Genomic DNA, 24,201 nt, shown 5'->3' on the forward strand with positions numbered 1-24,201 from the left:
CACCCCCGTACAACGCGGACCCCGACAGAAAGGCAGCACCCCGCCATGAGCAGCAGCACCCCCGGATTCGACATCCGCCGCATCGGCGGCCGTATCGGCGCGGAGATCCACGGCGTCGACCTCTCAGCCGAGATCACCGCGACCACCAGGTCCACCGGGACCACCGAGCCCGATTCCGCACTCGTGCGGGAGCTGAACGCGGCCCTCCTGGAGCACAAAGCGCTCGTCTTCCGCGACCAGCACCTCGACGACGCGGCCCAGGTGCGCTTCGCCTCCCTCTTCGGTGAGCTGACGACGGCGCATCCCACCGTCCCCTCGGTCGAGGGCCGGCCGAACATCCTCCCCGTGGACGGCGGCGAGGGCATCCGCGCCAACCACTGGCACACCGACGTCACCTTCGTACGGACGCCGCCCAAGGCCAGCACCCTGCGCAGCCTCGTCGTACCGCCCTACGGCGGCAACACCCTCATCGCCAACTCGGCCGCCGCCTACCAGGACCTTCCCGAGCCGCTGCGCGAGCTGGCCGACAAGCTGTGGGCCGTCCACACCAACGACTACGACTACGCGGCGCCCAAGAACGAGGCGGTCGCCGAGCACCGCAAGGTGTTCACCTCCCGCAGGTGGAAGACCGCGCACCCGGTCGTGCGCGTGCACCCGGAGAGCGGCGAACGCGGCCTGTTCATCGGCGGGTTCGCGCAGTCCCTCGTCGGCATCGGGCCCGCCGACTCCCGCGATCTGCTGCGCATACTCCAGGGCTACGTCACCCGCCCCGAGAACATCGTGCGTGTCGCCTGGCAGCCGGGCGACCTCGTCCTCTTCGACAACCGCATCACACAGCACTACGCGCCCGACGACTACGGCGACCTGCCGCGCCGCCTGCACCGCGTCACCGTCGCAGGGGACCTCCCGGTGGGGACGGACGGCAGGCGCAGCTACGCCGTCGAGGGCGACGACGCCGCGCACTACACCCCCGCCGATAGCGCCGATACCGCTGACACCGCCGATCCCGCCGCCTCCGCGGCGGCCTGACCCGGGCACCGCCCGCCTGCTGAGGAGACCACCATGACCACCGCCGCCCTCGCCGCCGACTCCCGTCACCTGCGCGTCGTACGCGAAGCCCTGCCCGACGGGCTGCTGCCAGGACAGCTCCCCGGGCAACTCACGTACGACGACGGGGGTGAGGACCGGGGCGCGCGCAACGAACGGGGTACGCCGCTCGTCGGCTATCTGGTGCTCGTGCCCGAGGGCACCGATCCCGCGGACTTCCTCGCGCCGTCGGGGGCGAAGGCGGAGGTCAGGCCGCTGACCTACACAGGCGAGCCGCCCACGCCGCCGCATCCCGGCGATCCGGGCACGCCGCGCGCCCAGGGAGACAGCGGCACCGCCCCAGCCACCCCCGCGACCCCCGCCCGCAAGGGCATCCACATCGACCCGGAACGGCACATCGCCGAGGTCGACGGGCGCGCACTCGACCTCACCTACCTGGAGTTCGAGCTGCTGGCCCACCTCGTCGCGCACCCGCACCGCGTGCACTCGCGCGACCACCTGGTGGGCACCCTGTGGGGCTACAGCCACATCGGCGACGGCCGCACCGTCGACGTCCACATCGCCCGCCTGCGCCGCAAGCTCGGCGCGGGCCACCGCGAGCAGATCGTCACGGTCCGCCGCGTCGGCTACAAGTACGTGCCCGTCACCGGCTGACCATCCGCGCACCCCCTCCCCGGGGCGGCAGGTAACCCCCTCCGTGCCGCCCCCCCCCGCCCGCCCCCCGTTCCGACCTGAGGAAATCCGAGGGAAACCCGTTCCATGAGCCTGACCTTCCACTGGTTCCTGCCCACCAGCGGCGACAGCCGCCACGTCGTCGGCGGTGGCCACGGCGCGCCCGCCACCGCCTCCGCCGCCGACCGGCCGCCCAGCGTCCCCTACCTCACCCAGATCGCCCGCGCCGCCGAACACCTGGGCTTCACCGGTGCTCTCACCCCGACCGGCGCCTGGTGCGAGGACGCCTGGCTCACCACGGCCATGATCAGCCAGCACACCGAGCGGCTGAAGTTCCTCGTCGCCTTCCGCCCAGGCTTCCTCTCCCCGGCCTTCGCCGCGCAGATGGCCTCCACCTACCAGCGCCAGAGCGGCGGCCGGCTGCTGCTGAACGTCGTCACCGGAGGCGAGAGCAAGGAGCAGCGCGCCTACGGCGACTTCCTCGACAAGGACGCGCGCTACGCCCGTACCGGAGAGTTCCTGGGGATCGTGCGGGCGCTGTGGCGGGGCGAGACCGTCGACCACGTGGGCGCGCACCTGTCCGTCGAGGGCGCCGCGCTGACCCGGCTGCCCGAGCCGGTGCCCGACGTGTACTTCGGCGGCTCCTCGCCCGCCGCGCTCGACGTCGCCGCGCGCCACGCCGACGTCTACCTCACCTGGGGCGAGCCGCCCGCGCAGGTCGCCGAGAAGATCGCCCGGGTGCGGGCGCTCGCCGCCGGGCAGGGCCGCAGCCCGCGCTTCGGCATCCGGCTGCACACCATCACCCGCGACACGTCGGAGGCCGCCTGGGCGGAGGCACGGCGGCTGCTCGACGGCTTCGACCCGCAGACCGTCGCCGCCGTCCAGAAGGGCCTGGGCAGCAGCGAGTCCGAGGGCCAGAAGCGGATGCTCGCCCTGCACGGCGGTGGCCGCGACGGGCTGGAGATCCACCCCGGCCTCTGGGCGGGCATCGGCCTGGTGCGCGGCGGCGCCGGAACGGCCCTGGTCGGCAGCCACGCCGAGGTGGCCGGGCTGATCAAGGAGTACCGGGACGTGGGCATCGAGGAGTTCGTACTCTCCGGCTACCCGCACCTGGAGGAGGCGTACTGGTTCGGCGAGGGGGTGCTCCCGCTGCTGCGCCGCGAGGGACTGTTCGTCCCCGCGGGCGAGCGGGCCGCGGCGAGGGACGGCGGCGGCTACGCGCTGAGCGCGGCGGGCTGACGGGAGCCGGGCCGACGGGAGCCGGCGGCGGCCTCCTCGTAGCGCAGCGCGAGGAGCGCCGCCATCTCCGGCGCGGCGCCGAGGACGGGCGCGAGCACGTCGGCGCCCGCCTCGCGGGCCCCGGCGGCGATGCGGTCGGGCAGGAAGCCCGGCGCGACGACGTACGGCGCGACGGCGATCCGCTCGACGCCGTCCGCGCGCAGGGCGCGCACGGCGTCGGCCGTACGGGGAAGGGATGCGGAGGCGAACGCAGGCCGCACGGCGCACCAGCCAGTGGTACGCCGCCACTCCCGCGCGACATCTGCGATCACTGCGATCGCCTCCGGGTCGGTGGAACCCGCCGAGGCCAGGACGACCCCGGTGGACGCTTCGTCGCCGGGCCGCAGCCCGGCCTCCCGCAGCCGCCGCTCCAGCGCCGTCGCCAGCAGTTGGTGCGGCCCGAGCACGGGCGCCTGCCGTACGGACAGGCGCGGCAGCCGCGCCGTCACCTCGTGCAGCACGGCGGGGATGTCGGACTTGGCGTGGAAGGCCCGCGTCAGGAGGAGGGGCAGCGCGACGATGTCGCGCAGGCCCTCGGCGTGCAGCCGCTCCAGCACCTGCGGGACGCTGGGCGCGTTGAAGTCGAGGTAGCCGACCTCGACGCGCAGGCCGGGCCGCATCGCGCGCACGCGCGCGCACAGCGCCGCGACGGTCGCGGCGTGCCGGGGGTCTCGGCTCCCGTGCGCCACGACCACGAGTGCGGGTCGTGGATGGTTCAGCATGGCTGTCGCTTCTCTCGCTTCTCTTCCGACGTGTCTCTGTTCCGGCGTGTTCTCTTACGGGAACGGCGAACGGTTCGCCGCTCCGGCGTCGCGGTGGCAGGTGGCCCCGGAACACGAACCCGGGGCCACCGCGGCAACCTCGTCCGGGCCGCCCTACCGCATCAGGCCGCGTGCCCGCAGCACCCGGCGCTCCACGGGGGCGAAGATGAGCAGTTCGATGCCGATGCCCACCAGGAGGATCAGCAGGATCGCGCCCAGCACCAGCGGCATGTCCTGGTACGAGCGCCCCGTCTCCAGCAACTGGCCGAGCCCCGCGCCCAGTTCGGGCGAGGTGGCGATCAGCTCGGCCGCCATCAGGGAGCGCCAGGAGAACGCCCAGCCCTGCTTCAGCCCCGCGATGTAGCCCGGCAGCGCGGCGGGCAGCAGCACGTGCCGCACGCCCCGCAGCCCCGTCGCGCCGATGACCTTGCCCGCGCGCAGATGCATGGGCTGGATCTGGTCGACGCCCGCGACGAGCCCGTTCGCGATCGAGGGCACGGCGCCGAGCAGCACCACGGCGTAGATCGTGGCGTCGGTGAGCCCGAACCAGATGATCGCGGCCGGCACCCAGGCCACCGAGGGCAGCGACTGCAACCCCGAGAGTATGGGCCCGATCGCGGCCCGTACGGGCTTGACCCGCGCCACCAGCAGCCCCAGTGGCGTACCGACGAGGAGCGCGATGACGAAGCCCAGCGCACCTCGCGACACGCTCTGCCAGATGATGCCGAGGATCGTGCCCTTGTACCACTCCTCGGCCAGCGCGTTCCAGACCATCAGCGGGCTGGGGAGCTGGTACTCCGGCTTGACGTGCAGCGCGAACGCCGTCTGCCACAGGGCGAGGACGAGGAAGACCGCGACGACCGGGGGCAGCACCTTCTTCACCAGGACGCGGCCGATGGGCGGCCTGGTCGTGGTGCGGGTGTCGAGCGCGTCGAGCCCGGCCTCCAGACCGGCCAGCTCGGCCGCCGCGTCCTGCTTGCCCGCGGTGGGCGCCTTCGTGGTCCTGGCGGTCTTCGTGCTCACCGCGTCCTTCGTGTCCTTCGCTTCCTTCGTTTTCGCCGTGCCGTTCGGGCCGGTCGAGCTGCCCGTGCCGCCCGCGCCGTTCGTGCCGGGCGGCTCGGGCGCGTCCCTTGCCGCCACCTTGCCCGGCGGGCCCGCGCCCGCGCCCGCCGTGCCGTCGCCCCGCGCGCCCTCTGGCGTCGGGGATCCCGTGTCGGTGGTCTCAGTGCTGGCCATGTCGGCGGATCTCCCCCCGCAGTTGTTCGGTGATCTCCACGGACAGGCTGGCCACGTCCGCGTCCTCGATGCGGCGCGGCTGCGGGATGTCCACCTCCCACTCACGGGCGATGCGCCCGGGGCGGGAGGAGAGCAGCACGACGCGCTCGGCCAGCCGGACGGCCTCGCGCACGTTGTGCGTCACGAAGAGCACCGAGACGCTGGTCTCGGACCAGATCCGGGTCAGCTCCTCGTGCAGCACGTCGCGCGTGATGGCGTCGAGCGCCGCGAACGGCTCGTCCATCAGCAGGAGCTGGCTGTCCTGCGCGAGCGCCCGCGCCAGCGCCACGCGCTGCCGCATGCCGCCGGACAGCTCGTGCACCCGCTTGCGGTACGCGCCGGTCAGCCGGACCAGCTCCAGCAGCCGTTCCGCCTCGCCCCGCCGCTCGGACTTGGGCAGCCCGCGCATCTTCAGGGCCAGCTCGATGTTCTTGCCCGCGGTGAGCCAGGGGAACAGCGCGTGCTCCTGGAACATCAGCGCGGGCCGCCCGCCCGGCACCTCGATGGCGCCCTCCGACGGGCTGTCGAGACCGGCGATCAGGTTGAGCAGGGTGGACTTGCCGCAGCCCGAGGCGCCGAGCAGCGTGACGAACTCGCCGGGTGCGACATCGAGGGTGATGTCGTCCAGTACCTGCTGCTGTGCGCCGGGGCGGCCGAAGGACTTGGAGACGTGCTCGATACGGGCGGCGTAGCCGCCGTCGCGCTTGGCGTGCTGCCGCTTCGGAGCGGCCGTGGTCCCGGTCGTGGTCCCGGGCTTCGTGGTCAGGGTGGTGGTGGGGGGCATCGCTGTCACCTCCGGAAGGTGTGCGGGTACGGGGCGGGCGGCACGGGTCAGTTGCCGCCGCTGCTGAGTCCGGCGTCCTCGACCGCGGGCTGTCCCTGGCCCTTCAGCACCCTGTTGAGGATGGAGAGGTCGTAGATGCCCTTGAGGTCGAACTTCTTGAGCAGTCCCGCCTCGACACCGTGCTCGGCCTGCTCCTTGAGCGTGGAGGCGAGCGGGTCGTCGGTGACCTCGATGTCCTTGAAGGCGGAGTCGAGCACCTTCTGCGGCAACGGCTTGCCCGCGTCGCGCTCCAGGGCCGAGTTGATGTGCTTCTTCGCCGCGTCGGGGTGCTCGTCGATCCAGGCGTTGGTCTTCACCGAGCCGCGCACGACGGCCTCGACGACGTCGGGGTGCTCCTTGAGGAAGTCCTGGCGGACGACGAGGTTGGTGGTGACGAACTCGCCCTTGTCCCAGAGCTTCTTCTCGTTCAGCAGGACCTTCCCGTCCTTGGCGACGAGGTTCGACGCGGTGGGCTCGGGCACCCATGCGCCGTCGATGCCGCCCTGCTGGAAGGTGGTGGGGATCTCCTTGTTGTCCTGGCGCAGTACGGAGACGTCGCCCTTGCCCGTCTCGGCGTCCACCTTCAGGCCTTTGCCCCTGAGGTAGTTGAGGAGGGCCACGTCCTGGGTGTTGCCGAGCTGCGGGGTGGCGATGCGCTTGCCCTTGAGGTCGTCCAGCGACTTGATCTTGTCCGGGTTCACGACGAGGGAGGCGCCGCCCGAGGTGGCGCCCGAGACGATGCGCAGGTTCTTGCCGTTCGCCTTCGTGTAGCCGTTGATGGCGGGGGAGGGGCCGACCCAGGTCATGTCCACGGCCTTGGCGTTCAGGGCCTCGATGGCGGAGGGGCCCGCGTTGAAGACCTGGGTGCCGACCTTGGTGCCGCCCAGCTCCTCGGGGATCTCCCCGCCGTCGCGCAGGCCGACCAGGGGCGTGGCGTGGGTGACGTTGGCGAAGTAGCCGACCTTCACCTCGTCCAGCCCGTCGATCTTCTTGCCGCCCGCCGCCGCGGGGCCGCCCTTGTCCTCGACGGCCTTCGAACCGTAGCCGCAGGCCGTCAGGAGCAGCGGGAGCGTGGCGAGAACGGAGAGCGAGCGGAGGGTTCTGCGGGCGGTGGGAGACACGGGACGGTCCTCTCGGTGGGGCGGCGGCTGAACGGGGCGCGGGCGCGGGTACGGACTGATGCGACGTGCGTGACGTACATCAGCCGCGGCATCGCCCGACCCCGCCCTGGCCGCTGCCACGGACGCCACTGCCGATCCGGCCGCCCGTCTGGTCGAAGGTCGAGAAGACCTCGGTGGACGCGAACATCGACGCGTACATCGTCAGAAGTCCCAGCCCTCGTCGTCCTGCTCCGCCTGCCGTGGCGCGGCCTCCTTCGCCACCTCGGCGAAGGCGTCGCCCGCCATGCCGGCGGTCAGGGTGGTGCCGTCGGCGGGGTCGATGAGGAGGAAGGAGCCGGTGCGGCGGGAGTCGGCGTAGGGGTCGAGGGGCAGGGGCTCGGCGGTGCGCAGGACGAGTCGGCCGATGTCGTTGGCGACCAGCTCCCCGGGCTCTGGGTGCTGGGAGAGGTCGTCCAGGGTGAGCCGCGAGGGGATCTCCTTGACGATGGCCTTGACGGTGCGGGTGGTGTGCTTGAGCAGCACGCGCGCGCCGGGCTTGAGGGGTGTGTCGCTCAGGTGGCAGGCCGTCGCGGTGATGTCCTGGGTGGCGGTGACGGTGGCGTCGCGGGGGACGATCATGTCGCCGCGCGAGATGTCCAGGTCGTCGGCCAGGCGCACGGTCACGGACTGGGGCGCCCAGGCGACGTCCACGGACTGGCCCAGGTTGTCGATGCCCTCGATGGCGCTGGTGCGCCCGGAGGGCAGGACCGTCACCTCCTGGCCGACGCGCAGCACACCTGAGGCGATCTGGCCCGCGTAGCCCCGGTAGTCGGGGTGGTCGGCGGTCTGGGGGCGGATGACGTACTGGACGGGGAAGCGGGCCGGGTCGTCGCTGGGGTCGTGGGTGACCGCGACGGTCTCCAGGTGCTCCAGGACGGTGGGCCCGCCGTACCAGTCCATGTTCGCCGAGGCCGTCACCACGTTGTCGCCCACCAGCGCCGAGATCGGGATCGCGGTGATCTCGGGGACGCCCAGGGAGGCGGCGTAGGTGGTGAACTCGGTGGCGATACGGGCGAAGACGGCCTCCTCGTAGCCGACGAGGTCCATCTTGTTGACGGCCAGCACCACGTGCGGGACGCGCAGCAGCGCGGCCACGGCGGCGTGCCGGCGGGTCTGCTCGACCACGCCGTTGCGGGCGTCGACCAGGACGACGGCGAGTTCGGCCGTGGAGGCCCCGGTGACCATGTTGCGGGTGTACTGCACATGGCCGGGGGTGTCGGCGAGGATGAAGCGGCGGCGGGGGGTGGCGAAGTAGCGGTAGGCCACGTCGATGGTGATGCCCTGTTCCCGCTCGGCGCGCAGGCCGTCGGTGAGCAGGGCCAGGTCGGGCGCCTCCTGGCCGCGGCTGCGGGAGGCGTGCTCGACGGCCTCCAACTGGTCGGCGAGCACCGACTTGGAGTCGTGCAGCAGCCGCCCGACCAGCGTCGACTTCCCGTCGTCGACGGAACCCGCGGTCGCGAAACGCAGCAGCGAGGTGGACGCCAGCACGTCGTCCTCGGTGCCTGTGGTGACAGATGTACTCATGTCTAGAAGTACCCTTCGCGCTTGCGGTCTTCCATGGCGGCTTCGGAGAGCTTGTCGTCGGCGCGGGTGGCGCCCCGCTCGGTGAGGCGGGAGGCCGCGATCTCGGCGATGACCTTCTCGATGGTGTCGGCGTCGGAGTCCACGGCGCCGGTGCAGGACATGTCGCCCACGGTGCGGTACCGCACCTGGCGCACCTCCAGCGGCTCGCGCTCGGAGGGGCCGCCCCACTCGCCGGGGGCCAGCCACATGCCGCTGCGCGAGAAGACCTCACGCCGGTGCGCGTAGTAGATCGCCGGGAGTTCGATCTTCTCCCGGGCGATGTACTGCCACACGTCCAGCTCGGTCCAGTTGCTCAGCGGGAAGACCCGCACATGCTCGCCAGGCGAGTGCCGCCCGTTGTAGAGCTGCCACAGCTCGGGGCGCTGCCTGCGCGGGTCCCAGCCGCCGAACTCGTCCCGCAGCGAGAACACCCGCTCCTTGGCCCGCGCCTTCTCCTCGTCCCGGCGTCCGCCGCCGAACACCGCGTCGAACCTGTTGGTGTCGATGGCGTCGAGCAGGGGCACCGTCTGCAACGGGTTCCGTGTCCCGTCAGGACGCTCCCGCAACTGGCCGCTGTCGATGAAGTCCTGCACGGAGGCGACGTGGAGCCGCAGTCCGTGCTGGGCCACGGTGCGGTCGCGGTACTCCAGGACCTCGGGGAAGTTGTGCCCCGTGTCCACGTGCAGCAGCGCGAAGGGCACCGGCGCGGGCGCGAAGGCCTTGAGCGCCAGGTGCAGCATCACGATGGAGTCCTTGCCGCCCGAGAAGAGGATCACCGGGCGCTCGAACTCCCCGGCGACCTCCCGGAAGATGTGCACACCCTCCGACTCCAGCGCGTCCAGGTGGGACAGCGCGTACGGGTTGTCGCCCTCTCCGGGGCCGCCGCTCTCCCGCGCGGTCGTTGCCGTCGTCACGCCAGTCCCCTTTCGGTGAGCAGCGCGCGCAGCGCCGCAGCGGATTCCTCGACGCTCTGCCGGTGTGCCTCGATCCGCAGATCGGGGGAGTCCGGCGCTTCGTAGGGGTCGTCGATTCCGGTCAGTCCTGAGATCCGGCCCGCGGCCTGCTGGGCGTAGAGGCCCTTCACGTCCCGCTCGGAGCAGATCTCGACGGGGGTGGCGACGTGCACCTCCAGATACGGGGTGCCCTCCGCCTGGTGCCGCTTGCGCACCGCCTCACGGCTGTCCGCGTACGGCGCGATGACCGGAACCAGGACCTTCGTTCCGTGGGAGGCGAGCAGTTCGGCCACGAAGCCGATGCGCTGAACGTTGGTGTCACGGTCGGTACGGGAGAAGCCGAGACCGGCGGAGAGGAACGTGCGGATCTCGTCGCCGTCCAGCACCTCCACCTGGTGCCCGGCGGCGGCCAGGTCCTGTGCCAGCGCGTTGGCGATCGTCGTCTTGCCCGCGCTCGGCAGGCCCGTCAGCCACACCGTGGCTCCCTGACCTGTCGTCTCCGTCATCTCCGGCTCCCTGGGTATGTGTTCGCTCATCAGCTCTTCTTCGCCATGTACGGCGGAACGTCGTCTCGCGCGAGAGGTGTAGCGCTCACGGGCGCGTCCGCGTTCCCGGTCACCGCCGCAGTCCTCCGGCCACCGCCGACCACCGACCGCCGTCCCCCGCAGTCCTCCGGCCACCGACCCCCGCCGCCGACCTCCGGCCACTGTCCCGGCCTCCGCGCGCCCATTCGGCTATACGCCGTAGGGCTGTTCGACAGTGTGCCTTTCAGAGGTGAATACCGCACTCGTTCTTACCGCGTCCCGCCCAGCGTCCCGCACGAGCGTCCTCTCCCTCTAGTACGCGTCGGGTGCATGGGGCGCATCCGACAGAGGTGTAACCGTCGCTGAGCAGCGGGTTCGTGAGAACACCGTGCTCCGTGATGTACGCGTCCACGTCCGCCTGCGTCCAGCGGGCGATCGGCGACACCTTGACCTTCTCGCGCTTGTCGTCCCAGCCCACGACGGGTGTGTTTGCTCGTGTGGGGGATTCGTCCCTGCGCAGCCCTGTGGCCCACGCGTCGTACGCCTTCAGACCCCGCTCCAGCGGCTCCACCTTGCGCAGCGCGCAGCACAGGTCGGGGTCCCTGTCGTGCAGTTTCGGCCCGTACTGCGCGTCCTGCTGGGCCACTGTCTGCCTCGGGGTGAGTGTGATCACCTCGACGTCCATCACCGCTTCCACCGCGTCCCGGGTCCCGATCGTTTCGGGAAAGTGGTAGCCGGTGTCGAGAAACACGACATGAACGCCCGGAATCGCGCGCGATGCGAGATGAGCGACCACAGCGTCCTCCATGGATGAAGTGACGCAGAAACGGGGGCCGAAGGTCTCTGCGGCCCATCGAAGTATGTCAAGTGCGGGAGCATTTTCCAGCTCCCTGCCCGCCTCCTCGGCGAGCCCGCGCAGTTGCGCGGTGGTGTACCGCTGGGCGGTGGTCATCGGGTGGATCCCCCTTCGGTGGCGTCCTCGCGCCGCAGGCCCTTGGCCAGCAGCCCGAGGAAGGAGAGCTTGAAGGCGCGGTTGCAGGCCGCGCATTCCCAGGCGCCGGGCCCCTCCTCGGAAGGGCGCAGGTCCTCGTCTCCGCAGTAGGGGCAGTAGAACGGGGCTGCTCGTTCGCTCATTTCAGGGCACCCTCTTCGGCGCGGGCCGCCCACTGGGCGAACCGCTCGCCGTCCTCGCGCTGCTCACGGAAGTTGGTGAGCACGCGCTCGACGTAGTCGGGGAGTTCGTCGGCCGTGACCTTCAGACCGCGTACCTTGCGGCCGAAGCCGGGCTCCAGGCCGAGCGAGCCGCCCAGGTGCACCTGGTAGCCCTCGACCTGCTCGCCCTCCTTGTTGGTGACGAGCTGGCCCTTGAGACCGATGTCCGCGACCTGGATGCGGGCGCAGGAGTTGGGGCAGCCGTTGATGTTGATGGTGACGGGCTCGTCGAAGTCCGCCATCCTGCGCTCCAGTTCGTCGATGAGCCAGGAGCCTCGGGCCTTGGTCTCGACGATGGCGAGCTTGCAGAACTCGATGCCGGTGCAGGCCATCGTGCCGCGCCGGAAGACGGACGGCCTGGTGGTCAGGTCGAGCGCCTCCAGGCCCTCGGTGAGCGATTCGAGCTGCTCCTCGGGCACGTCCAGGACGAGCATCTTCTGCTCGGCCGTCGTACGGACGCGGCCCGAGCCGTGCGCCTCGGCGAGGTCGGCGATCTTGCTCAGGGTGCCGCCGTCGACGCGGCCGACGCGGGGCGCGAAGCCCACGTAGTAGCGGCCGTCCTTCTGCTTGTGGATGCCGACGTGATCGCGCCACTTGGCCGCGGGGACCTCGGGCGCGGGGCCGTCGGCGAGCTTGCGCAGCAGGTACTCGTCCTCCAGGACCTGGCGGAACTTCTCTGGGCCCCAGTCGGCGAGCAGGAACTTCAGCCGCGCGCGGGTGCGCAGCCGCCGGTAGCCGTAGTCGCGGAAGATGGCCACGACGCCCTCGTGCACGTCGGCGACCTCCTCGACGGGCACCCAGGCGCCGAGCCGCACGCCGAACCTGGGGTTCGTGGAGAGGCCGCCGCCGACCCACACGTCGAAGCCGGGCCCGTACTGCGGGTGGACGACGCCGACGAAGGACACGTCGTTGATCTCGTGCGCGACGTCCAGCAGCGGCGAGCCCGATACGGCGGTCTTGAACTTCCTGGGGAGGTTCGAGTACTTGGGGTTGCCCACGACCCGGCGGTTGATCTCCTCGATGGCAGGGGTGCCGTCGATGATCTCGTCCTCGGCGATACCGGCGACGGGCGAGCCCAGGATGACGCGCGGGGTGTCGCCGCACGCCTCCGTGGTGGAGAGGCCGACGCCTTCGAGACGGCGCCAGATCTCCGGCATGTCCTCGACGCGGATCCAGTGGAACTGGACGTTCTGCCGGTCGGTGATGTCGGCGGTGCCGCGCGCGAACTCCTGCGAGATGTCGCCGATCGTGCGCAGCTGCTGGGTGGTCAGCCTGCCGCCGTCGATGCGGACGCGGAGCATGAAGAACTCGTCGTCCAGCTCCTCCGGCTCCAGCACCGCCGTCTTGCCGCCGCTGATCCCGGGCTTGCGCTGTGTGTAGAGGCCCCACCAGCGCATCCGTCCGCGCAGGTCGGAGCCGTCGATGGAGTCAAAACCGCGATGGGCGTAAATCGTCTCAATGCGTGTCCGCACATTGAGACCGTCATCGTCCTTCTTGTTCTGCTCGTTGCCGTTCAGTGGCGTGAAGTGTCCTGCGGCCCACTGGCCCTCGCCGCGGTGGCGTCCGGCCTTCTTGCGGCTCGTTGCGGGTGCGGGTCGCTCGGGGGTGTCGGCCATGGCTGTAGGTCCTTCGGGGCAGACGCGGACGGACTTTTGGGCGCGGATGAGGTTCCTGAGCTGCCAGGACGAGGACGTACGCGCGCACGGCGCAGCCGCGCACGCGGAAGGACCGCGACGCGGTGGGGTACGTCAGGCAGGGAGACCGCGCGCCCGCGACATCGGGGGCGGCTCGGAGATCGGCGGCGCTGAGACTGTCAGCCCGCCGGACAGATGGCGCTGGACATGCGGCCGAGGTCGACGTGACGTCGACTCACCAAGGCGATTCCAGCGCGAGACATGACGGAAGCGTTGCACGCGCGTGAGAGGGGAGTCCACTGTTATCCGCTATGTGGACGAGATCGTCTCGCATCGCGGACGCGTGTGGAGTCCGTCACACAGGGGCCGCGCGGGAATACTTCCGGTGCCTCCCGCTTCCCCGGGGTGCGGCCCCGGACGCGGCGCCGGGGTCCTCAGCGGCGCCCCTTCTCCGGGGCGCCGGAGGAGGTGGGCGCGGGGGTGGGTGCGGCGGCGCGGAGCTGTCCGGAGGCCGCCGCCTCGATGACCTCGTCCAGCACGTCGCGGGAGCGGAGCAGATCGCCGATCATCCGGTCGATGCGCTCGCGCTCCACCGTCAGATCGGAGACCAGGCGCGGGGTGGCGGTCTCGGAGGGGCCGCCGTCCGTGTCGCGCATGCACGGCAGCAATTGCGCGATCTTCTCGCTGCACAGCCCGGCGGCGAACAGCTCCTGCACGAGGACGACCCGGTCCACGGCGCCCTCGCCGTAGTCGCGGTGGCCGCCGGGGGTGCGGTCAGCGGACAGCAGTCCCTGCTTCTCGTAGTAGCGCAGCGAACGCTCGCTCACGGCGGTACGCCGCGCCAGCTCACCGATCCGCATGGTGGACTCCTCGCGTGGGGGCGCCCCGGGGCCGGGCTGAGCGGCGAGGGCCGGGCTTGAATCTGACACCAATGTCAGGTTCTACGGTACCCGGCATGACGCACACACCCCGCACCCTGGACACCCCGGCCGCCCCGGACACCTCGCGCCTCTTCGAACCCGCTGGCCTCGGCACCCTCACCCTGCCCAACCGCCTGGTGATGGCCCCGATGACCCGCAACCGCGCCACGGCGGACGGTGTGCCGCGGCCCATGATGGCCACCTACTACGCACAGCGCGCCTCCGCCGGACTGATCATCGCGGAGGCGGCCACCCCGAACGCCGTCGGACAGACCTACCCGCACATCACCGCGATCCACGACGACGCGCACGTGACCGGCTGGCGTCGCGTCACGGACGCCGTCGCCGAAGCCGGTGGCCGGATGTTCCTCCAGATCCAGCACGGCGGCCGGGTCGGCCACCCCGACACCAGCGGGCTCACCCCCGTCGCGCCCTCGCCCGTGCCGCTCCCGGAGACGCTCCACACGCCCGGCGGACGCAAGGACGCCGTCGTCCCCCGCGAGATGACCACCGAGGAGATCCGCTCCACCGTGGCCGACTTCGCCGCCGCGGCCCGCAGGGCACTGGAAGCGGGCTTCGCCGGGGTCGAGGTGCACAGCGCCAACGGCTACCTCCTCCACCAGTTCCTCGGCCGGAACACCAACCGCCGCACCGACGCCTACGGCGGCCCCGTGACGGGGCGCATCCGCTTCGTCGTGGAGGTGGTCAGGGCCGTCGCCGAGGCGATCGGGCCCGAGCGGACAGGGCTGCGCGTCTCGCCGGGCAACACCGTCAACGGCATGGACGAGGGCGACACCGGCAGCATCTACCCCGCGCTCGTCGACGCCCTCGCGGACAGCGGCCTGGCCTATCTGCACCTCGGCTACGCCGACCCGGACCAGCCCCTCTTCCACGAGCTGCGCGCCGCCTGGCCCGGCACGCTCATCGCCAACCCCGTGCTGCCCCGCGACGCCGTCCCCGCCGACGGCGGCCTGCGCGAGGCCGGGCGCCTGCTGGCCGCCGGCGCCGACCTCATCGCGCTCGGCCGCCCCTTCCTGGCCAACCCCGACCTGGTCGAGCGGCTCCGCACCGGCGCGCCCCTCAACCCCGTGCGCGAGGCGTACCTGATGTACGTGGGCGGAGAGACCGGCTACACCGACTACCCGTCGCTCGCCGACGTGTGACGAGGGCGGGGCCGGGCCGGTGTTCGGAGAAGGGGCCCTACGTGCCGGGACGCTCCCCCAGCGGACGTTCCGCGCCGGGCCACGGGCCCGGCACCGTCGGCTCGGGCTCGTCCTCGGTCTTCTTCTCGAAGACACGGAAGCCGCGCCGCTCGTAGTTGCCCAGCGCGTACGGGCCGTCCTTGCTGCACGTCTTGACCCACACCCGCGTCGTCACCGGATGCCCGGGCCACCGCAGTGCCAGGTCCCAGGCGCGCTCCGTACCGGTGGCGAGGAGATGGCCGCCGATGCGACGGCCACGGAAGGCGGGGGCCAGCCCGAAGTAGCTGATCTCCACCGTGCCGGGGCTGCTCGCGCCGTCCAGCTCGATGAACCCCGCCGGCGTGCCCCGCTCGTACGCCACCCACGTCTCCACGCCGGGCCGCTCCAGGAACTCCCGCCACCGCCCGAACGTCCACGGCAGCCGGTCCGTCCAGGCGACGTCGCCGCCGACGGCCGTGTAGAGGAAGCGGCTGAACTCGGGCGTGGGCACCTCGGCCCGTTCGATCCGGATGCCGGACGAGGCGTCCGGAACGCGGGCCGGTACGAGGTCGGAGGGCGCCGTCTGCTCCAGGGACCAGGTGGTCACCGGGAGCACCTGGTTCGTACGGTCACGGTCAGGGCCGCCGCTCATGAGCCCGCCCCGTCCGCCGCATCGGCCGCGTCCGCCGCATCGGCCGCGTCCGCCGCATCGGCCGCGTCCGCACCGTCCCGGCGCACCCGCAGCCCGCGCAGCCGGTTGAGCGCAGCGGCGGTCTCGAAGCGGCGCGGCACCGCGAAGTCCTCGTCGCGCACCGAGAGCAGCAGCTCCACGCCCCCGCCGCCTTCCGCGTCCCCGAGATCGGCGTCGAGGAGGTCCAGCGCCTGCGCGAGCGTACGGTTCCCGTCGACGTGCCCGCGCCGCACCAGCAGCTCCATGGCCAGCCCGATGCCGACCACCTGCCGAGGATCGGCGATCTGCTCAACGGCGCGCAGGTCCACCTCGCTCTCGCCGAAGCTCAGCGCGTCCTCGCCGCGCGCCCGCACCCGCGTACGGCCGCGCGCCTGCGAGTCCAGCGACTCCGGCACCGGACGGCGGTGCACCACGGGCGGGAAGTGCTCGGCCTCGGCCCGGCGCCCCGTGGGCACGGCGGCCACCTCGCGGGCCCGCGCGGTCGCGTCCGACGGCTGGTACGCGTCCATCATCAGCACCAGATCCGCCACCTCCAGATAGTCCCCCGAACCGCCCATCACCAGCACCGTGGACACCCCGTGATCACGGTGCAGGGAGCGCACGGAGTCCACCAGCGGCGTCAGCGGCTCGTGCTCCTTCGCGACCAGGGCCTGCATCCGCGCGTCCCGGATCATCAGATTGGTGGCCGCGGTGTCCTCGTCGATCAGCAGCACCCGCGCACCCGCCTCCACGGCCTCGCACAGGGAAGCGGCCTGCGAGGTGGAACCCGAGGCGTTGTCGGTGGAGAAGTCGGAGGTGTCGGCGCCCGTCGGCAGATGATCCACAAACGCGTGCACGTCCACCCGCTCCACGCCGCGCCCGTCCTCGGCACGCAGCTTCACGGTGTCGTCCCGCGACACCACCAGCTCGCGCCCGTCGCCCGGCACGTGATCCCAGATGCCCGTCTCCAGCGCCCGCAGCAGGGTCGACTTCCCGTGGAAACCGCCGCCGACGACCAGCGTCACGCCCTCCGGGATGCCCATGCCGGTGACCCGGCCCGCGTGCGGCAGCTCCACCGACACCCGCAGCTCCTCCGGCGATGCGAAGGGCACCACGCCCGAACCGGTCGCCGGCCGGTCGTCCACGCCGCTGCGACGCGGCAGCACCGCGCCGTCCGCGACGAACGCGACCAGCCCGCGCGCCGGAAGCGCGGCGCGCAGCATGTCGGAATCCTCCACCGTGTCCACGAACCTGCGGACCTCGTCCGCGTCCAGCGACCCGTACAGCAGCGACCGTTCGGCGATCTCGGGCAGCAGGCGGCACAGCAGCCGCTGCGCCGCGCGCCCGTCGATGCGGCGGCCCTGGCCCGGGAGCGCCGCGCCGAGGCGCAGGGTGACGGAGCCGTCCTCCGGGTCGACGCGGCACGAGCTGCGGTCCAGCACCTCCTGGCCGCCGCCGTCCACGCTCAGCGCGCGCTCGCCCGAGGCGCCGGCTGCGGCACGCCGCACCAGGAAGCCGGCCAGCGCCCTGCGCCGGACCGGGGTCGCCCACAGCTCGCGCGGAAAGCCCGCGGTGGCGCCGTCCACGCGCACGGCGACCCGCGCCGGAGGAGCGAAGGGATCGGCCTGCGCCCGCACCAGCTCGACGACGCAGCCGCCGCCCGACGGGAGCGGCAGCTCCCAGGGGCCGACGAGGCCCTTGTAGCGGCCGTACGGGCCACCGTCCAGGGCGCGGAGTTCGCCGTCGAGCCCCTGGCGCGGGCTGCGACGGGGCGAACGGGGCGCGGCATCGCCGTGGTCGTCGTAGGCGTCGTGGGCCCGGTGTCCGTGACGGGCGCCCGGGGCGCCGTGGCCGTCGTGGGGGCGCCGCTCGCGCGGGCCGCCGCGGTTTCCGCGGTACCCGCGGTCACCACCCCGGCCGCCGCCTCGATTGCCGCCTCGCCCGCCGTCACGGGCGCCGCCTCCGGAACGTTGCACAGCGCGTTTCCCTCTCGGTTCGTCTGTCAGGTCGTCGGATCGGGTCGGGGTGTCCTCTGTCGGCCCCACCGTAAATCGTGAGCCTTTCGCGTGCTCGCCGTGGACCATGTCCGCCATGGAACGCCAACGCCTCAGCTCCCTCGCCCACCGCGACCACCCCGTCGCGTCCCCGCTCGACGACACCTCCGTACGGACCCTTCTCCAGCGGGCGCTGCCCGATGACGGGGGAGGGGAGCGGCTGCTCGACCTCGGGTGCGGGGAGGGGGAATGGCTGGCGCGGGCGCTGGCGGGGCGGCCGGGGGCGCGCGGTGAGGGCGTGGACGTGTCCGCCATCGCGCTCACCGAGGCGCGGCGCTCCCTCGACGCGGCCGGTGTGGGCGACCGGGCCACACTCCACCAGGGCGACGCGCGCGAGTTCACGTCCCCGCACCGGTACGACCTCGTGCTGTGCGTCGGGAGCACGCACGCGTTCGGCGGCCTCCTCCCCACCCTCGAAGCCGCGCGCGGTCACCTCGCGGCGGGCGGCTCCGTGCTCGTCGGGGAAGGCTTCTGGGAGCGCCCTCCGACCCCCGCCACGCTGGCGGAACTCGGCGCCGAGGCGGACGACTACGACGACCTGGCCACCACCGTCGACCGCGTCACGGCCGACGGGTGGGTCCCCGTGTACGGGCACGTCAGCAGCCTCGCGGAGTGGGACGCGTACGAGTGGTCGTGGACCGGCAGCCTCTCGCGCTGGGCCCTGGCCAACCCCACCGACCCCGACAGCGCCGCCGCCCTCAACGCCGCCCACGCCCACCGCGACGGTTGGCTCCACACCTACCGCGGCACGTTCGGCTTCGTCACGCTTCTGTTGCGGGGCGCTTGAGGGGGTTCCTCCGTTTCACGGGGGTGTTGCGCGGGACGGTCGGCCTCTCAGGTGGGCGCCGTAGGGTCCCGCGCTGATTTTTGTGCCGCGTCACGGGGGCGCGTCGTGTGGCTTGGCGCCGTGTTCGGGTGCGGGCCGGTGGCTTCGGCGCGGCGTGTGGTTGCGGTGCGACGAGGCCAGGGCCGCGTGGTTCTTGGCTTGTGCCGGTGGCCGTGTGGGGTTGCTGTGTGGTGGGGGTCGGTGCCGCGCCGGGGTGTCTCCTCGGCGTGAAGCCATCGTGTTCGGCTTTCCGCCGGTGACTTTCTCGACCTGCGGGGACACCCCGGCACACCACCTCCCACCCGGTGGCCGACCTCCGGCCCGCTCCAACTGTTGTGGGTAGACGCGCCACGAAACCCCAAGGGGCGCCCGGGAGAGCGCACGCCTGGCAGGGCCAGGCTGTTACGTCGCCTCGTGGGCGTGTTCCGTGAAGTGGCCCGCGGGGTGGAAGCCGAGGCGCTGGTAGACGGGTTCGCCCTCGGTCGATGCCTGGAGGACCACGGTGTTCTCCCCACCGTCGCGGGCCGCACGCAACGCGGCCCGCGTCATGGCGCCGCCGAACCCACGCCGTCGGAAGGGCGCGAGGACGCTGATGTTGTAGAGGCCCGCGACGTCCGCGTGGTGGAAGACCTCGGCCGTGCCGACCGGGCGTCCGTCGACGCGGCCCACCAGCAGTTGGGAGGGACAGTCGGCGGCGAGGACGCGCGGCGCGGTCTCCGCGTAGAAGCGCAGGACGGTCTCGGCGGGCGGCTGCCAGTTCGCGGCGAGCACGGTCGCGTAGTCGGCCAGTTCCTCGGGGGACGCGACGGCCGTGACCCGCAGGGCCCCTTCCTCCTCCGGGGCCACCGGCTCGTCGAGCGTCATCCACATCGCCGTCTCGCGCTCGGAGGGGGCCAGGCCCGCATCCGTCAGCCGCGCGGAGAGATCACCGGGCGACGAAGAGGGCCCCACCCACCACGAGAAGGGGCGGCCCGTGTCCTTCAGCTTTGCGACGGTTTCCGCGATACGGTCCTCGGCCGCCTCCTCACCGAAACGCGCCCGCGCCACGATGTTGAACGTGTCGTCGTGCAGCCCACTGTCGGCGACGACCAGATCCTCGTCCTCCGTGACGGTCATACCGGGCGTGCCACGGTGCAGGTAGCAGGCGTGCTCGGCGAGGTTGCGTTCCATGAGGGAGAGTGGCGCGGTCATCCCCCGAGTCCATCACGCCCGACGCGACGTCCCCAGGACACCCCTTCCAGGGCGCGTGCCCCTCGGGGCGCTTGCCCACAACAGTAGGAGCGGGCCGGAGGTTGGCCACCGGCCGGGAGGGGACGTGGTGGGGTGTCCCCGCAGGACGAGCAAGTCACCGGGCGGAAAGCCGAACACGAGACCTTCACGCCGAGGAGACACCCCGGCGCGGCGCCGACCCCCACCACACAGCAACCCCACACGGCCACCGGCAGGCACCAAGAACCACGCGGCGCCAGCCGCGTCGTACTGGTCCACACGCCGCGCCGAAGCCACACAGCCGCACCCGGAAACGAAACCGCACCCCCACGCAGCGCCCCCACCCCGTGCCGCGGCACAAAAATCAGCGCGGGACCCTACAGCGCGCACCACACCGGCCAACCGTCCCGCGCAACACCCCCGTGAAGGGCCTACCCCCCGTTTCCTTCCGCCCCCCGCGAAGGGGACCCGCACCCCGTGAGGCCTTCACCTCGAACCCCGTGAAGGGGTGCAGCCCAGTGAAGGGCCAGCCCTTCGTTTCATTCCGCCCCCCGCGTAGGGCCCCGCTCGGCCGACCCCCTCCGCACCAGCCGGACGGGAACCGTTGTCGTGCGGGCCGCGCCGCGGTGGCCGTCGAGGCGGGAGAGGGCCAGTTCGGCCGCCGTTCTGCCCATCGCCACGGGGTCCTGGGCGACGACGGTCAGGCCGGGCTCCAGCACGGAGGCGAGCGGGAGGTCGTCGAAGCCGACGATGGCCACGTCGCGGCGGCCCGCCGCCGCCAGCGCGGGGAGCGCGCCGAGCGAGGCGAGGTTGTTGGCGGTGAACAGCGCCGTGGGCGGGTCGTCCAGCGCGAGGAGCCGATGCGTGGCCGCGCCCGCGGCCTCCGCGTCGTGCGCCTCGGCGACGAGCGCCCTGTCGTAGGGGACGTCCGCCTCGGCGAGCGCGGCGCGGTAGCCGCGGAACCGCTCCCTGCGGGTGTAGAGGGACCCGGGCAGGTCCCCGAGGAAGCCGATGCGCCGGTGCCCGTGCGCCAGCAGATGCGCCGTGCCCTCGCGCGCCCCCGCCATGTTGGCGCTGACGACGGAGTCGGCGGCGAGCCCGGCCGCGGGCCGGTCGAGGAAGACGAGGGGCAGCCCGCCCTCGCGTTCGCGGCGCAGGAAGCGGTGGTCCGCGCCGTGCGCGGGCGCGATCAGGAGCACGGAGACGCGGCGCGCGAGGAAGGAGTTGACGAGGGTCCGTTCCTTGGCCGCGTCCTCGTCGGAGGAGCCGAGGAGCAGCGTCAGCCCCCGGTCGCGCACCGCTTCCTCGATGCCGCCCGCGACGGTGCTGAAGAAGGGGTTCGCGATCTCGGGGACGATCAGTCCGACGGTCGAGTCGCGCCCGCCCACGCGCATGTTGCGTGCCATCAGGTTGGGCCGGAAGCCCAGTTCGGAGACGGCGGCGAGCACCTTCTCGCGGGTGGCGTCGGAGACGGGCCCGTCACCGTTGAGCACGCGGGAGACGGTCTTCGCGCTGATGCCGACGCGGCGTGCCACATCCGTCAGCGTGGGCCGCCGCGAACCCGTCATCTTCCGTACTCCTCTGCGCGCTGTCCGCCCAGACCGTACCCCCGTCGCGGCCTGCGGCGAAGATCGATGTCAACGTTGACATCGAGGGTACGGAGTGGTGGACTCCGCCGCGGACCCCGTGGCGAGCGCGCCGGATGGCGGGGTCGTGCCAGCCGCCGTGAGACCGCGCAACGCGAAAGGCCCCGCACATGACCGCCGAGTCCATCGCCGTACTGGGAGAGTGCGTCGCCGACGCGTTCGTCACCCCCGCGCCGGACGATCCGGGGACGCCCGCGATCGGCCTTGAGGTGCTGCCGGGCGGCGGCCCCGCGAACACGGCGGTGGCGCTCGCGCGGCTCGGCACGCCCACCCGCTTCCTCGGAAGGCTGTCCTCCGACGTCTTCGGCAGGCTCTTCCGCACCCATCTGACCGCGTCGGGCGTCGATCTGGCCGGGGCCGTCGCCGCGTCCGAGCCGAGCACTCTCGCCGTCGCCGATTTGGACGAGGACGGCCGCGCCGACTACTCCTTCCACGCCGAGGGCACCGCCGACTGGGGCTGGACCCCGGACGAGCTGGCGGCGGCGGCCCGGCAGCCGATGCGCTGTCTGCACACCGGTTCCCTCGCGCTCGTACGGGCGCCGGGCGGCGCCGCGATCGAGGATCTGCTCGACGAGGTGCGGGAGCGGGCCACCGTCTCCGTCGATCCGAACGTCCGGCCGCTGCTGGTCGATCCGGCGGCCGTCGCGGCCCGCCTCCCGCGCTGGTGCGCCGCCGCCGACATCCTCCGGCTCTCGGACGACGACCTCGAACACCTGCTGCCCGGTGCGGGTGTCGAGCGGGCCGCCGACACCTTCCACGGGTACGGGGCCCGGCTCGTCGTCGTCACCCTCGGCGGCGAGGGCGTGTTCGCCTCGCTCGACGGCACGCGCTTCAGGGTGCCGACGCCGCCCACGAAGGTCGTGGACACGGTCGGCGCGGGCGACTCGTTCATGGCGGGTCTCCTCCACTCGCTGTCCGAGGACGGGGAGCTGGGCGGCCGTCTGGATGGACTCGGGGAGGCGGGCGTCGGGCGTGCCCTGGACTTCGGGACGCGGGTGGCGGCCGCCGTCTGCGCGGTGCGCGGCGCGAACCCGCCGTGGGCGGGGGACCTCACGCGCTGAGGGGCCCGCCCGCCCTCCCCGTCAAAGCTCGCCCGCCTCGTGACGCCAGGGCTCAGTCCGCCCCAGGACGGGCCCGCTCCACGATCGACGCCAGGTCGAGGGTGTGGGGCAGCGTGCCGAAGGCCGAGCCCCAGTCGCCGCCCAGCCGCGAGGCGCAGAACGCGTCGGCGACGGCTGACGGCGCGTACCGCACCAGCAGCGAGCCCTGGAGCACCAGCGCCAGCCGCTCCACCAGGCGCCGCGCCCGCGCCTCGATGCCGTCGAGGTCGGCCAGTTCGGCGAGGACGGACTTGATGGCGCCGTCGAGCCGGTGGTCGGCGCCGCGGGCCTGCCCGATCTCGCTGAGGAACGCGTTCAGCGCCTGCGGCTCGCGCTGGAGCGCGCGCAGCACGTCGAGCGCCTGGACGTTCCCCGAGCCCTCCCAGATCGAGTTGAGCGGCGACTCGCGCAGCAGTCGCGGCATGCCCGACTCCTCCACATAGCCGTTGCCGCCCAGGCACTCCAGCGCCTCGGCGACGTGCGGCGTGCAGCGCTTGGTCACCCAGTATTTCGCGACGGGCACGGCCAGCCGCAGCAACTGCCGCTCGTGCTCGCTGCCCTCGCCGCCCGCCGTGGCGCCGTCGTACGCGGCGGCCAGGCGCAGCGCCAGCGCCGTCGCGGCCTCCGACTCCAGCGCGAGGTCGGCCAGCACGTTCCGCATCAGCGGCTTGTCGATCAGCTCGCCGCCGAACGCGCTCCGGTGCGCCGCATGGTGGCTCGCCTGCGCGACGGCCTGCCGCATCAGCGCGGCCGAACCGGTCACGCAGTCGAGCCGGGTCGCCGCGACCATCTCGATGATGGTGGCCACCCCGCGCCCCTCCTCGCCCACGCGCCGCACCCAGGTGGCGCCGTCGAACTCCACCTCGCTGGAGGCGTTGGAGCGGTTGCCGAGCTTGTCCTTGAGCCGCTGGACGCGGAACGCGTTGCGGCTGCCGTCGGGCAGGACCCGGGGCAGCAGGAAGCAGGTGAGCCCCTCGGGCGCCTGCGCCAGCACCAGGAAGGCGTCCGACATGGGCGCGGAGCAGAACCACTTGTGCCCCGTCAGCGCGTACTCGCCCTCGGCGGCCAGCGGCACGGCCACCGTCGTGTTCGCGCGCACGTCGCTGCCGCCCTGCTTCTCCGTCATCCCCATCCCGGCGAGGGCGCCCGCCTTGTCCGCCGGGGCCTTGTCGAGCCCCGGCTCGTAGGTGTGCGAGGACAGCAGCGGCTCCCACTCGGCGGCCAGCGCGGGCTCCTTGCGCAGCGCGGGCACGGCGGCGTGCGTCATGGAGACGGGGCAGCCGTGTCCCGCCTCCACCTGCGACCACACGTAGAAGCCCGCCGTCCTGCGCAGTTGCCCGTCGGGGCGCGACCACGGGTCCGTCAGCCCGGCGCCGACCGCCTCCGTGAGGAGCTGGTGCCAGGCGGGGTGGAAGTCCACCTCGTCGACGCGGTTGCCGTAGCGGTCGTGCGTACGCAGTACGGGGGGCACCTCGTTCGCCTGCGTGCCCCACTCCCGCGCCCGCGCCGACCCCGCCGTCACCCCCAGCGCGCTCAGCTCGGCCCGCGCCTCCTCGGCGCGCTCCGGGGCGACATGCCGGGCCACGCCCTCGGCCAGGGCACGGTCGGAGGAGAAGACGTCGTAGTCGACCAGGGGCGGGGCCTGGTTGGTCACAGTGTGTGTCGAGGCTGGCATGCCAGATACGTTAAGGAG

At 72.6% G+C, this 24,201-nt stretch carries 23 protein-coding genes; 6 read left to right on the forward strand and 17 right to left on the reverse strand.

Annotated features, from left to right (window positions below; genetic code table 11):
* Positions 1–45 precede the first annotated feature (45 nt).
* From ACWGJ2_RS05165 to ACWGJ2_RS05175, 3 genes are all read left to right on the forward strand, one after another.
* Entirely contained in the window at positions 46–1,029 is a 984-nt protein-coding gene (locus tag ACWGJ2_RS05165) for a TauD/TfdA dioxygenase family protein (protein WP_453344573.1), read from the forward strand.
* A 33-nt stretch (positions 1,030–1,062) separates the two neighbouring features.
* Entirely contained in the window at positions 1,063–1,701 is a 639-nt protein-coding gene (locus ACWGJ2_RS05170) for a winged helix-turn-helix domain-containing protein (protein WP_453344574.1), read from the forward strand.
* A gap of 105 nt (positions 1,702–1,806) precedes the next feature.
* Positions 1,807–2,958 carry an LLM class flavin-dependent oxidoreductase gene (locus ACWGJ2_RS05175; RefSeq protein ID WP_453344575.1) on the forward strand — a complete coding sequence of 384 codons (1,152 nt, stop codon included), beginning with the start codon at positions 1,807–1,809 and terminating at the stop codon, positions 2,956–2,958.
* On the opposite strand, the gene ACWGJ2_RS05180 is transcribed toward ACWGJ2_RS05175, so the two are convergent.
* The 12 genes from ACWGJ2_RS05180 to ACWGJ2_RS05235 all read right to left on the reverse strand — a co-directional run bounded on the left by ACWGJ2_RS05180 (position 2,934) and on the right by ACWGJ2_RS05235 (position 13,762).
* Entirely contained in the window at positions 2,934–3,719 is a 786-nt protein-coding gene (locus ACWGJ2_RS05180) for a sirohydrochlorin chelatase (protein ID WP_453344576.1), read from the reverse strand. The two genes, ACWGJ2_RS05175 and ACWGJ2_RS05180, sit on opposite strands and share 25 nt — an antisense overlap.
* Positions 3,720–3,872: 153 nt before the next feature.
* Entirely contained in the window at positions 3,873–4,994 is a 1,122-nt protein-coding gene (locus ACWGJ2_RS05185) for an ABC transporter permease (RefSeq protein ID WP_453344577.1), read from the reverse strand.
* A complete protein-coding gene (locus tag ACWGJ2_RS05190; protein WP_453344578.1) occupies positions 4,981–5,817 on the reverse strand; it encodes an ABC transporter ATP-binding protein in 837 nt (278 codons plus the stop codon). The genes ACWGJ2_RS05185 and ACWGJ2_RS05190 overlap by 14 nt, the downstream gene beginning before the upstream one ends.
* A gap of 47 nt (positions 5,818–5,864) precedes the next feature.
* Positions 5,865–6,977, reverse strand: a complete 1,113-nt coding sequence (locus ACWGJ2_RS05195) for an aliphatic sulfonate ABC transporter substrate-binding protein (RefSeq protein WP_453344579.1) — start codon at positions 6,975–6,977, stop codon at positions 5,865–5,867.
* 201 nt (positions 6,978–7,178) lie between these two features.
* On the reverse strand, positions 7,179–8,540 hold the full coding sequence (locus ACWGJ2_RS05200) for a sulfate adenylyltransferase subunit 1 (RefSeq protein WP_453344580.1): 1,362 nt from the start codon (positions 8,538–8,540) through the stop codon (positions 7,179–7,181).
* A 2-nt stretch (positions 8,541–8,542) separates the two neighbouring features.
* On the reverse strand, positions 8,543–9,493 hold the full coding sequence (gene cysD / locus ACWGJ2_RS05205; RefSeq protein WP_453344581.1) for a sulfate adenylyltransferase subunit CysD: 951 nt from the start codon (positions 9,491–9,493) through the stop codon (positions 8,543–8,545).
* Positions 9,490–10,068 (reverse strand): adenylyl-sulfate kinase, encoded by a 579-nt coding sequence (cysC, locus tag ACWGJ2_RS05210; protein WP_453344582.1) that lies wholly within the window; start codon positions 10,066–10,068, stop codon positions 9,490–9,492. The genes cysD and cysC overlap by 4 nt, the downstream gene beginning before the upstream one ends.
* Before the next feature lie 232 nt (positions 10,069–10,300).
* Positions 10,301–11,008, reverse strand: coding sequence for a phosphoadenylyl-sulfate reductase (locus tag ACWGJ2_RS05215; RefSeq protein ID WP_453344583.1), 708 nt, complete (start codon positions 11,006–11,008; stop codon positions 10,301–10,303).
* Entirely contained in the window at positions 11,005–11,190 is a 186-nt protein-coding gene (locus ACWGJ2_RS05220; RefSeq protein ID WP_453344584.1) for a hypothetical protein, read from the reverse strand. Before ACWGJ2_RS05220 ends, ACWGJ2_RS05215 begins: the two co-directional genes overlap by 4 nt.
* Complete coding sequence (locus ACWGJ2_RS05225; RefSeq protein WP_453344585.1) at positions 11,187–12,884, reverse strand: nitrite/sulfite reductase; 1,698 nt, start codon at positions 12,882–12,884, stop codon at positions 11,187–11,189. Before ACWGJ2_RS05225 ends, ACWGJ2_RS05220 begins: the two co-directional genes overlap by 4 nt.
* A gap of 197 nt (positions 12,885–13,081) precedes the next feature.
* Positions 13,082–13,165, reverse strand: a complete 84-nt coding sequence (locus tag ACWGJ2_RS05230) for a putative leader peptide (protein ID WP_309471194.1) — start codon at positions 13,163–13,165, stop codon at positions 13,082–13,084.
* Between the two features lie 171 nt (positions 13,166–13,336).
* Positions 13,337–13,762 (reverse strand): MerR family transcriptional regulator, encoded by a 426-nt coding sequence (locus ACWGJ2_RS05235; protein ID WP_453344586.1) that lies wholly within the window; start codon positions 13,760–13,762, stop codon positions 13,337–13,339.
* A gap of 95 nt (positions 13,763–13,857) precedes the next feature.
* Here ACWGJ2_RS05235 and ACWGJ2_RS05240 point away from each other — a divergent pair, with 95 nt between their 5' ends.
* A complete protein-coding gene (locus tag ACWGJ2_RS05240) occupies positions 13,858–14,985 on the forward strand; it encodes an alkene reductase (protein WP_453344587.1) in 1,128 nt (375 codons plus the stop codon).
* Positions 14,986–15,022: 37 nt separating this feature from the next.
* Here ACWGJ2_RS05240 and ACWGJ2_RS05245 read toward each other — a convergent pair whose 3' ends face one another.
* The gene (locus tag ACWGJ2_RS05245; protein WP_453344588.1) at positions 15,023–15,655 is read right to left on the reverse strand and encodes a GNAT family N-acetyltransferase; all 633 of its coding nucleotides are present in this window, start codon (positions 15,653–15,655) and stop codon (positions 15,023–15,025) included.
* Entirely contained in the window at positions 15,652–17,649 is a 1,998-nt protein-coding gene (locus tag ACWGJ2_RS05250; RefSeq protein ID WP_453344589.1) for an ABC-ATPase domain-containing protein, read from the reverse strand. The genes ACWGJ2_RS05245 and ACWGJ2_RS05250 overlap by 4 nt, the downstream gene beginning before the upstream one ends.
* A 115-nt stretch (positions 17,650–17,764) precedes the next feature.
* On the opposite strand from ACWGJ2_RS05250, the gene ACWGJ2_RS05255 reads away from it, so the two are divergent.
* Positions 17,765–18,514 (forward strand): SAM-dependent methyltransferase, encoded by a 750-nt coding sequence (locus ACWGJ2_RS05255; protein WP_453344590.1) that lies wholly within the window; start codon positions 17,765–17,767, stop codon positions 18,512–18,514.
* Between the two features lie 441 nt (positions 18,515–18,955).
* On the opposite strand, the gene ACWGJ2_RS05260 is transcribed toward ACWGJ2_RS05255, so the two are convergent.
* A complete protein-coding gene (locus ACWGJ2_RS05260) occupies positions 18,956–19,723 on the reverse strand; it encodes a GNAT family N-acetyltransferase (RefSeq protein WP_453344680.1) in 768 nt (255 codons plus the stop codon).
* Positions 19,724–20,301: 578 nt separating this feature from the next.
* Positions 20,302–21,330, reverse strand: coding sequence for a LacI family DNA-binding transcriptional regulator (locus tag ACWGJ2_RS05265; protein WP_453344591.1), 1,029 nt, complete (start codon positions 21,328–21,330; stop codon positions 20,302–20,304).
* A 188-nt stretch (positions 21,331–21,518) separates the two neighbouring features.
* Here ACWGJ2_RS05265 and ACWGJ2_RS05270 point away from each other — a divergent pair, with 188 nt between their 5' ends.
* On the forward strand, positions 21,519–22,469 hold the full coding sequence (locus tag ACWGJ2_RS05270) for a carbohydrate kinase family protein (protein WP_453344592.1): 951 nt from the start codon (positions 21,519–21,521) through the stop codon (positions 22,467–22,469).
* Positions 22,470–22,521: 52 nt separating this feature from the next.
* Here the strand turns inward: ACWGJ2_RS05270 and ACWGJ2_RS05275 are convergent, their stop codons facing one another.
* A complete protein-coding gene (locus ACWGJ2_RS05275) occupies positions 22,522–24,183 on the reverse strand; it encodes an acyl-CoA dehydrogenase family protein (RefSeq protein ID WP_453344593.1) in 1,662 nt (553 codons plus the stop codon).
* Positions 24,184–24,201: the final 18 nt, after the last annotated feature.

The organism is Streptomyces sp. NPDC054796, assembly GCF_053611545.1.

Bases quoted from the DNA above. Each gene is read 5' to 3' on its own strand.
- ACWGJ2_RS05165 (WP_453344573.1), top strand. From the start codon at position 46: ATGAGCAGCAGCACCCCCGGATTCGACATCCGCCGCATCGGCGGCCGT.
- ACWGJ2_RS05170 (WP_453344574.1), top strand. From the start codon at position 1,063: ATGACCACCGCCGCCCTCGCCGCCGACTCCCGTCACCTGCGCGTCGTA.
- ACWGJ2_RS05175 (WP_453344575.1), top strand. From the start codon at position 1,807: ATGAGCCTGACCTTCCACTGGTTCCTGCCCACCAGCGGCGACAGCCGC.
- ACWGJ2_RS05180 (WP_453344576.1), bottom strand. From the start codon at position 3,719: ATGCTGAACCATCCACGACCCGCACTCGTGGTCGTGGCGCACGGGAGC.
- ACWGJ2_RS05185 (WP_453344577.1), bottom strand. From the start codon at position 4,994: ATGGCCAGCACTGAGACCACCGACACGGGATCCCCGACGCCAGAGGGC.
- ACWGJ2_RS05190 (WP_453344578.1), bottom strand. From the start codon at position 5,817: ATGCCCCCCACCACCACCCTGACCACGAAGCCCGGGACCACGACCGGG.
- ACWGJ2_RS05200 (WP_453344580.1), bottom strand. From the start codon at position 8,540: ATGAGTACATCTGTCACCACAGGCACCGAGGACGACGTGCTGGCGTCC.
- cysC (WP_453344582.1), bottom strand. From the start codon at position 10,068: ATGAGCGAACACATACCCAGGGAGCCGGAGATGACGGAGACGACAGGT.
- ACWGJ2_RS05215 (WP_453344583.1), bottom strand. From the start codon at position 11,008: ATGACCACCGCCCAGCGGTACACCACCGCGCAACTGCGCGGGCTCGCC.
- ACWGJ2_RS05220 (WP_453344584.1), bottom strand. From the start codon at position 11,190: ATGAGCGAACGAGCAGCCCCGTTCTACTGCCCCTACTGCGGAGACGAG.
- ACWGJ2_RS05225 (WP_453344585.1), bottom strand. From the start codon at position 12,884: ATGGCCGACACCCCCGAGCGACCCGCACCCGCAACGAGCCGCAAGAAG.
- ACWGJ2_RS05230 (WP_309471194.1), bottom strand. From the start codon at position 13,165: ATGTCTCGCGCTGGAATCGCCTTGGTGAGTCGACGTCACGTCGACCTC.
- ACWGJ2_RS05235 (WP_453344586.1), bottom strand. From the start codon at position 13,762: ATGCGGATCGGTGAGCTGGCGCGGCGTACCGCCGTGAGCGAGCGTTCG.
- ACWGJ2_RS05240 (WP_453344587.1), top strand. From the start codon at position 13,858: ATGACGCACACACCCCGCACCCTGGACACCCCGGCCGCCCCGGACACC.
- ACWGJ2_RS05245 (WP_453344588.1), bottom strand. From the start codon at position 15,655: ATGAGCGGCGGCCCTGACCGTGACCGTACGAACCAGGTGCTCCCGGTG.
- ACWGJ2_RS05255 (WP_453344590.1), top strand. From the start codon at position 17,765: ATGGAACGCCAACGCCTCAGCTCCCTCGCCCACCGCGACCACCCCGTC.
- ACWGJ2_RS05260 (WP_453344680.1), bottom strand. From the start codon at position 19,723: ATGGAACGCAACCTCGCCGAGCACGCCTGCTACCTGCACCGTGGCACG.
- ACWGJ2_RS05265 (WP_453344591.1), bottom strand. From the start codon at position 21,330: ATGACGGGTTCGCGGCGGCCCACGCTGACGGATGTGGCACGCCGCGTC.
- ACWGJ2_RS05270 (WP_453344592.1), top strand. From the start codon at position 21,519: ATGACCGCCGAGTCCATCGCCGTACTGGGAGAGTGCGTCGCCGACGCG.
- ACWGJ2_RS05275 (WP_453344593.1), bottom strand. From the start codon at position 24,183: ATGCCAGCCTCGACACACACTGTGACCAACCAGGCCCCGCCCCTGGTC.